Source organism: Cysteiniphilum sp. JM-1 (assembly GCF_008711525.1).
Taxonomy (GTDB): domain Bacteria; phylum Pseudomonadota; class Gammaproteobacteria; order Francisellales; family Francisellaceae; genus Caedibacter.
In genome coordinates this window covers 1-8075 of the sequence record NZ_VXKS01000035.1, presented here as the reverse complement: position 1 = coordinate 8075, position 8075 = coordinate 1, and the positions used below count along the sequence as shown (strand labels likewise).

The following is an 8075-nucleotide window of genomic DNA, read 5'->3' as shown; positions in this document are numbered from 1 at the left end:
TTTAATCATTGAGTAATAGATTCATCAAAATGTGCTGGAAATAACAATGCTGAAGGTCAAATTTCAGCCTATCTGTTGCGCTGAAAATGTAAAATATCGCTATTTCCGTTCAGGCACTACCTATGAAAAAAGCTTTAAGAATCAAAAATTAAATTTTACCAACAAGGGAAATGCCTTGATATTTTTAGAGCTTAATGGGGCGTGTAAAGCGCAAGTTGATTCGTCACAAGAAAGTGGTGTCTGCTTAAATCAAGATGGGTTTACGCGTTTAAAGGTTTATCCGCAGCAATCGATAGAAATTGATGTAAGTAATTATCAACAATCATTTCAGCTATCAATTGTCAAAGCGGATAAAAGAGATGTTCAACGTATTGAATTACAAAGTTAATAGCTGAATGCTCTTTATAAAATCAACATTATTTATGTTGTAAAAACAATTCGACTTGAGTTTATTTAATACTAACTTTCATATCAACAAACAATAGGAGAAAAATATGAAAAAATCGGTTAATTTTATTTTGGGTTTTGCAATGTTATCTAGCATGGCTTCTGCTGCTAATACTACTCATGGTATCTCAGCAACTGTCTCTACTCAAACGATAGACATGCCATCTCCAAATATTAAATTTGCGCTATACAATGGTAGTGGAGTTAATGGGACACAAGGCGGGACATCTATGACAATTGATTTAGGTAAAGAGATCGTGATGGTTGATTTGGCTTCGCTTGGATACAAGAATACAGCTCCGAGTACAGAGCCTGGCATTGGTGATTTTAAGGATACAGCAAGAGCTTTTATTATGGTGTATGATGCAAATTCTGTTGCTAGTTTTACGCAATTTAAAATTGCAACCTCAAGCCCGCATGTGATGACAGGGGTGGCAAATTCTTCTTTAACTATGGGTTCAGTTATGCTTGTTCCTTTTCAGCCTAGTGCGCTCTCTATTCAGAATGTAAGTCCAAATGGGACAATGAATACTGCAGTCATTCCTCAACTTGAAGCTGTATCTGGAGATAAATATCAGGAGCTTGCTGCAAATGGTGAGAGTTCTACCATCAATATTATAGGCGGAACACCTACTGATAAAGCGGTTTACATTCCTATAGGATTTTCTGCAAGTGACTCAGGGGGGCAAATGACTATTCCTGGTTTTGCTAACAAATATAAAGGGGACTCATATACTGGATCTTTATCTTTTACGGTTGAGGCGACTTATTCATAATAGTTACTGATAGCGGGGGCATATTATCGGTACTGTAGCAAGTCATTAAGTTAATGGCGTGATCATATTAAGAGTGTAAATTAGTTCTTTTCTCTGACTTTTATTTGTCCATTAAGGTGTTTTGGAATATGAATCTTTATTTAAAAACAACAATTTGTTTAATGTATACAAGTTGGTTTCTAATCAATCCATATAACGCCTTGGGTAGCGAAAATAAAGTAGCAATTGATCAAAGTATTCCCACAGAATTCATGGACTTGATGCGAGTCAAAGGTGTGGATGTAGAGCTCATGTATCAAGACAGATCAATTACTGAAATAAAGATATATTTATTGTCAGAGGGCTATCGAGTAAACCTTGGTCAAGAATTACAGAATATGGGCATAAAGTCGCAATATGTAAAATATTTATCAGAGACTTTTGCTAAGGGTATTCCTAGTGCAGTCTATACAATTAGTTGCAATGAATACCTGCAAAAACAGCTTGGCTGTTTCGCTGATGAAACAGTTTTAACATCGACTTTAGACTTGGATAATTTAACGTTAACTTTGGACTTTTCAGAGAGCGGTTATCAGAGCGTTATATCGACAAATAATCCTGCGGTTAAGCTATCATCTGTGTCATCGCTATCGTCATCATTTAATTATAGCCTTAATGTTTCACAAGGGTTTGGTGAGTTAGCAGCTGATGCGTATGCTTTATCTTTAACTAATGTGTCTAGCTTTAAAAACACGCATCTATCTAGTGGCTTATATTTGGGTAGTTCAGATGGAAAAAGCGAGTTTGAGATCGATAATCTACAATTGATTCATGATCTTGAGCGTTCATCTGTTGCTTTAAGTTATGGCGGAGGATTGCTTGGCGCCGGTGGCTTGTCACAGATGAATTACGCCTATCCTGGAGATGTTATTACTGCTTCTTGGTATTCAAACTCAAGCATAAATAATGAAGAGAACTATGTGTCATTAAGACCTATAGATATTTTTGTTGCCAGATCCTCAACAGCGCAAGTATATAAAGATGGTCGACTGATCAATATCCAAATGTTAAATCCGGGTGTTCAAAGGCTTGACACTTCATCCTTTCCTTCAGGAATTTATCAAATTCGGATTGATGTTTATGAAGGGAGTGAACTTGTTAAGCAGTATCATGAATTAATTGAAAAGCCCTTTAGCATATCCGGTATAGATAATCAGTTAGGGTTTGCTTTCGCACTTTGGTCAGGCTTAGCTGCAAAGATTGACCAAAGTGATAACTTTGATCAAATTTATATAGGAGGCAGCATAGCTAAAGCATTAAATAAATATTGGCTATCAAAAGCAAGCTTTTATCAGGCGGGAAGTTTAAGTGTCTTAGAAATAGATAATGAATTTTTGTTGCCTTATGATGTAGCATTAATTGCCAATGCGGGCATTGATGATGATTTAGGATATGGTTTAAGTTTATCGGTAAACAAGAGCTTTAATAATCTAATCTCGATGAGTTTAAGCTATAGTCAAAATAATGGTGAAAGAGAAAACTCGCCTTTCTCAACAAAAAGTCAATTATTGGGTATTAATACCAGTTTAAACTTGCTTGATTGGGGGAGTTTATATTTGGGCATAAGTTACGATTTTGATAACAACTCAAGCTATTACACCAGTTATAATCAGACCCTTTATGACCGTTATGGGTTGACGCTTGATTTCACTACTGGACTGAATTGGTCTGGAAGTGGAGCATTTCAGCCAAATGCTTATCATACATATGATTACTACTTTGCTCTTAATATTACTTATCGCCTGGATGATGGCGCTAGAGTGGGACTGTCGACTCAATATACACCTAAGAGCAATACTTTTTCTAGTGGGGCAAACTATAGTAGTGCAGCAGATAGTATGTTATGGCTTGATTCAGTCGATATTGGTTATGCACATGGTAACGATAGTAATTCATATAATGCAGGCGTTTCGCTCAATTATGATTATTTATCTGGTAATATTAGCGCATATGCGACGGAATCTAAGACACAAGGAAATTCTCAAAATATATCAGCATCGTTATCCGGTAGCTTTGCATATGCTGCGAATAACTTGATGTTGTTAGAAAGTCATAGTGGTTCAACAGGTGTTGCTTTTGAGTTAGACTCTAGTGATGCGGCTCAGATGCAATTAATGATTAATGACACTCTTTATCCTGTACATTCAGGCGTTAATTTCATTTCACTTAGCCCGTATCAGTCTTATACGCTGCAATTGTTAAGAGATGGTAATCGCTATGAAAGTATTGTTTGGGATCAGACTTCTGAAGAGTTTACGTTGTATCCGGGTAATATTTATTACAGTACACGTCAGTTAACACCAGTTATTCAAGTCTATGGTCAGCTGATAAATAAACATTCAGAAATTATTGAGTTTGCAAAAGTAAGCTCGGGTGTTGCGACAGAATACAGCGACGAAAGTGGTTACTTTACTTTGGAAGTAGCACTGGATGATCAAGTGCTTGTAGTCGAAGCAGAGCATGCTTTATGTAGCGTTTCTCTGAATGCAACTAAGCAAGAAAATGTTGGTGAAAATGCTATTTGGTTGGGTGCATTAAGCTGCAATACACAACAATAAAATTGTAATAGTGATTAGCTGAGGAAGTGAAAAATGTGTAATTTGAAATTGATACAACAATTTTTATGTTTGTTCTTTATTAATATATTAATGGTGCACAATGGGTTCTCTCTGAACATAAGTATCAAAGATGTTCAGCCCGTAACTACGATTCATTTCAAACCAGATGTTAAGGGCATTCATAGAATCAGTGGAGCTAAAGCATTACAGGCATATGAAAGAGATTTGTTTGAAAAAAATAAATATTTTATTTGGCGCGTTGATTATACTGCACCCTATCTGGTAGATAGATCATTTTTGAAAAAACAATCTACAATTGAATATTCTCAAAGCAACTTAAATCAAACAATGTTGGAAGGTGTTTTTGAATATGGTGTACAAAAAAAACAGCGAACATACATTTTCTAGGTTATATTTATGAGTTTTCTGGCATTGAAAAAAACATACGCAATATAGATGTACAGTTTAATAATAAACGCTGTATTTTATGGCACAAGCAGATCAATGATAAATTGCAGGTTGCTTTAAAAGTCGGTTGTGGCGCCTTTAATTATATTGTGAAAAAAATACCATTGAGTGTGCAAAAAAAGTTTGTAGGAGCTTACTTTGGCATTGAAATGGATCAACTTAAATCATTTAAGGGTGGCGTCTGGCAATTAAGCTCAGCAGCGGTATCCAGAACTCAGATGATTCACATACAAAAGATACAGGCTCAAGAAAGTGAGCAAGAGATGATTAATTTGAGCTATCAACTTGTTTATCCTGCAAAATCTTTGACCATTGATATTCCCTTTCATGCGAGCTTTACAAGTATTTCGCAAGGGAAACATTTGGATGTGTTGCTTGAAGCCGTGAATAATAGAGCAGGTGATTACCAATCGATAAAGTCTAGTTCGCTGAACAATGTGCTTGTATTTCAAACCAACCAATCAATTACCGGTATAAGTTTTGAATTAAGTTGTGACAACCAACTTATTACGGATGTTAATTTGAACAACGAGCGATGCGCACTGATAAATAGTAAAGATGAAAATGTGCGTAATGAACTTAAAGTGTTTCTTCAAACATGTGAAAAACAAAATTTGTGTAGCGGTGTATCGAATGAATTGCTTCCTGATATGCCTGTACGCTATGACAATACAACAGGCATTTTTATTGGCAAACTAAATTTTTTGGCAACATGGAATCGATCTACTATAACAGGTACTTTCTTTAAAGCCTCCAAAGAAGCATTAATATAACCTTCATTCATGTCACAGCAAATACCTTCTATTGTACGCTTCAATCTCGATGGAATTTGCTTTAAGAATGCTTTAACTGTCGCTTTTTCTCGACCTTTTAAGACTGCAATAATACGTACTTTATCATTGAGTCTCGAGGTGATAATAGTTAAGTAATCATTGTATCCCTTTCTGATTGCAACCTCATCAATACCAATTAATCCAATTTTCATATAGTTGCTCCAGTCAACTTTCTGGCATGGTTCAGAAAAACGGTATTTTAGTAAACACAATGCGTGACGAGTTCTCCCCATTTTGGTATGCTTTATTCGTACACGTGATGTTTAAAAATTTAGGTAACTTATGCGACTCTTTTAAATCGCTGAAAACCTAACAAAGAGATGAAGTCAATATGATCAACTTGAGTAAATATCTCAGCTGTTGATTTGCCTTTCATTTTTTCGTTAGCAGAGCGCATTAAAGGGATGTGATTAAGTGCGAATTGGATGAGTTCAAATCGCTCTTTTTTAAATCCTTTGCGAGGATCAAGATAAGGTCTTAATCGGCTGCTAAGCGTTTCGATTAAAGAGCTTGATCGATGTACTTTAGCAATGGTGCTTAGCACGTCATCTTCTATATGATCAAAGCGATCTCCGTGTTTGTCATAGAACTTAATCAGATTAATATCATACTGATTACCATCGAGATTATATCTGGCGTTATTACATATATCCCAGATGTCTGAAACGCTGATATCATGATTGATTGCTAAGCTTTCAAACTCAGTATTAAGCTCATTGACAACATCAAGTAGCTTGTCTTTGTTGTTTTTTAATGTGGTGACAATAGATTGAATACGATGAGGGTGTCTTTTGGCAAGCTCTTCAAGCTCATAGAGGATAAAGTCAAACAGGGAATCTCTATCTTCTGGAGAGAAGCTTTGTAGCTGCAATACATCATATTGCAACCAAGTGGTTAAAATTGAGAACTGGTTATAGATATAATCATAATTTTCCATTTCTTTGACTGCCTTTTTGAGATGATATCCCTGGCTTCGTTGTTGCTGTTTGGTTTTAGCTTTATCAAGCTTCGTTGATTGCTTTACACAGTTAGTCACTGAAGATTCATACTTGTTCTTCAGGAATCTAGAGGCTTCTTTGATGCTTTGTGTAACATGAAAATGATCATATCTAACCTTCACGTTAGGTAGAACTTCAGTGAACGCTTTATCCATGCCAGAACCACCGTCCATTACGTTGTGATCAGGATTGTAGCCTTTATCCATCATGTTGAGCAAATGGTATCCCCAAGCATTGTGGTCACGCGTGTATTCTTGTTGAAGCTCCAGACAAAACTGTGAATCCAGATCGATGGCGGCTAATACTGGATTGCCCTGATGGAAAAGCTCGTCAGTGGCACTGTTCTTGCAATTATCAAAGCGATAACTGTCATTAACTTCTTTTGCTTTGACGGTTGCTTCATCAAGGATTGAACAGACTTTGCCAACTGAAACATCAACACCAAGAGCATACTTTATGAAGTAAACAATGCTTCTAACGCTGCTTTTGCAGATGATAAATAAGAGCACAACAATCATAGCTATATATTCCCAGATTACGGGGATGTAAAATAAGACATCATCAGGTTTACTCAATGATTGATCTATGGCTTCAGAGACTTTATTAATATGAGAGTACACGGTTTTGCGAGTAACGTTATGTTTATTGGCAATATCAGTAACACATCCCGATTTTATGCAATCAGTTAATAGTTGTTTCTTTGCGTTTTGAGTGAGTCTTTTAGGTTGCATATAATGAGCCGTTTGTTTTTGTTTTTCGCAAATTAATGATAATTAAAGCGGCTCTCTAAATGCTATCAAAAGTTACCTTCATGTGTATACTGGATATGAACCATGCCCTTTTTGGATTGAAAAAGGCAGCATAAGACATAATAAAAATATACTTCCGGAAACTTTCAGGTCAGGTCTAAAATTATATAATGTATGATGGTGTTATGTGAGAGTTCATTTTGAAAATATTTTTAATGCGCTAAGAACGATTAAATTGAATGGTTATATTTTTGCAATTAGCATTTTAGTGAGCCTAAGTGTACTTATATCCTTAGGCATTGCATATGCACTGCATCTACAGTACGTTTATTGGGCTGGTTATGCTTGTGTAAGAATTATGGCAGATAATAAAACCATGACATTAAGGCGTGGCATAATGCGTTGTGTTGGAACATGTATTGGCTTGTTATTAGTTATCGTTTTAATTTATATTTTTAGGCATCCTTGGGAGATTATAGTATCGATTTGTTTGATTTGTGTTTTTAGTATGGCCATGGCATATTATTTTAAAGATTATACTTACTTTTTTATCATGTTTTGTGTGACTTTAGGTTTGTTTTTTTATCCTTACCTCGTCATTTCAAAGGCAGATGCAATTAATGTGGTTATTGAGAGAACGTTCACGACATTAATTGGCGTTGTTGTTGTTTGTGTTATGGTATTACCTTTTTTAAAAAAATCACCAAAACAAAGTGCCATATCGGATAAAGATAAAATTAAACAACTAAAAGAATCTATGGGTTTTGCGATTATTTTTGCCATTACTTTTTTATGTGTTTTCATTATGGCTATTCCATTTAAAAATGTATTGTTGTTCGAGCAAGCCCTCATTGGTGTTGTTGCGGTTACCTCAGCATTTGAAACATTTAAAATTAGGCATTTATCAATTTTAAGATTTTTGGGCTGTTTGGTCGGGTTAGTACTATCATTTATTTTAGGTTTGTTAAGTCTTGGGGTGATATGGATTATTCTGGTATCATTTTTGGTATTATTTTTATTTAGCATCGTACAATTACAAGGGAAAGATATTTCCTATATGGGGGCTCAAGCAAGTCTATGCTTTTTGACTATAATACCCCAAGAAATTTAAACAGTATCTTTTGAAATCGAGTTCCGATATATTGTTGAAGGTAAAATGAATAGAGGGCGTATTTATGAGCACAAAAAGGACAAGTTACTCATCCGA

At 35.4% G+C, this 8075-nt stretch carries 8 protein-coding genes; 6 read left to right on the top strand and 2 right to left on the bottom strand.

From position 1 onward, the window contains the following. Positions 1 to 46: 46 nt before the first annotated feature. From F3D68_RS10670 to F3D68_RS10650, 5 genes are all read left to right on the top strand, one after another. Positions 47 to 388: a hypothetical protein gene (locus F3D68_RS10670; protein WP_151194426.1), complete on the top strand. Its 342-nt coding sequence runs from the start codon at positions 47 to 49 to the stop codon at positions 386 to 388. Positions 389 to 494: 106 nt separating this feature from the next. After that, positions 495 to 1223 (top strand): hypothetical protein, encoded by a 729-nt coding sequence (locus tag F3D68_RS10665; protein WP_151194425.1) that lies wholly within the window; start codon positions 495 to 497, stop codon positions 1221 to 1223. 128 nt (positions 1224 to 1351) lie between these two features. Further along, on the top strand, positions 1352 to 3820 hold the full coding sequence (locus tag F3D68_RS10660; protein ID WP_151194424.1) for a TcfC E-set like domain-containing protein: 2469 nt from the start codon (positions 1352 to 1354) through the stop codon (positions 3818 to 3820). A 33-nt stretch (positions 3821 to 3853) separates the two neighbouring features. Beyond that, positions 3854 to 4228, top strand: coding sequence for a hypothetical protein (locus tag F3D68_RS10655; RefSeq protein WP_151194423.1), 375 nt, complete (start codon positions 3854 to 3856; stop codon positions 4226 to 4228). A 149-nt stretch (positions 4229 to 4377) separates the two neighbouring features. Beyond that, the gene (locus tag F3D68_RS10650) at positions 4378 to 5061 is read left to right on the top strand and encodes a hypothetical protein (protein WP_151194422.1); all 684 of its coding nucleotides are present in this window, start codon (positions 4378 to 4380) and stop codon (positions 5059 to 5061) included. On the opposite strand, the gene F3D68_RS11540 is transcribed toward F3D68_RS10650, so the two are convergent. Together F3D68_RS11540 and F3D68_RS10640 are read right to left on the bottom strand one after the other, a co-directional pair. Beyond that, positions 4950 to 5273, bottom strand: coding sequence for a transposase (locus F3D68_RS11540; protein WP_191092806.1), 324 nt, complete (start codon positions 5271 to 5273; stop codon positions 4950 to 4952). The genes F3D68_RS10650 and F3D68_RS11540 overlap by 112 nt on opposite strands. Positions 5274 to 5401: 128 nt before the next feature. Then, positions 5402 to 6850, bottom strand: coding sequence for a transposase (locus F3D68_RS10640; protein ID WP_151194420.1), 1449 nt, complete (start codon positions 6848 to 6850; stop codon positions 5402 to 5404). A 205-nt stretch (positions 6851 to 7055) separates the two neighbouring features. On the opposite strand from F3D68_RS10640, the gene F3D68_RS10635 reads away from it, so the two are divergent. Next, positions 7056 to 7979: an FUSC family protein gene (locus F3D68_RS10635; RefSeq protein ID WP_151194419.1), complete on the top strand. Its 924-nt coding sequence runs from the start codon at positions 7056 to 7058 to the stop codon at positions 7977 to 7979. Positions 7980 to 8075 lie beyond the last annotated feature (96 nt).

Coding starts and splice junctions, on each gene's coding strand:
- F3D68_RS10665 (WP_151194425.1), top strand. CDS start 495: ATGAAAAAATCGGTTAATTTTATTTTGGGTTTTGCAATGTTATCTAGC.
- F3D68_RS10670 (WP_151194426.1), top strand. CDS start 47: ATGCTGAAGGTCAAATTTCAGCCTATCTGTTGCGCTGAAAATGTAAAA.
- F3D68_RS10660 (WP_151194424.1), top strand. CDS start 1,352: ATGAATCTTTATTTAAAAACAACAATTTGTTTAATGTATACAAGTTGG.
- F3D68_RS10640 (WP_151194420.1), bottom strand. CDS start 6,850: ATGCAACCTAAAAGACTCACTCAAAACGCAAAGAAACAACTATTAACT.
- F3D68_RS10655 (WP_151194423.1), top strand. CDS start 3,854: ATGTGTAATTTGAAATTGATACAACAATTTTTATGTTTGTTCTTTATT.
- F3D68_RS11540 (WP_191092806.1), bottom strand. CDS start 5,273: ATGAAAATTGGATTAATTGGTATTGATGAGGTTGCAATCAGAAAGGGA.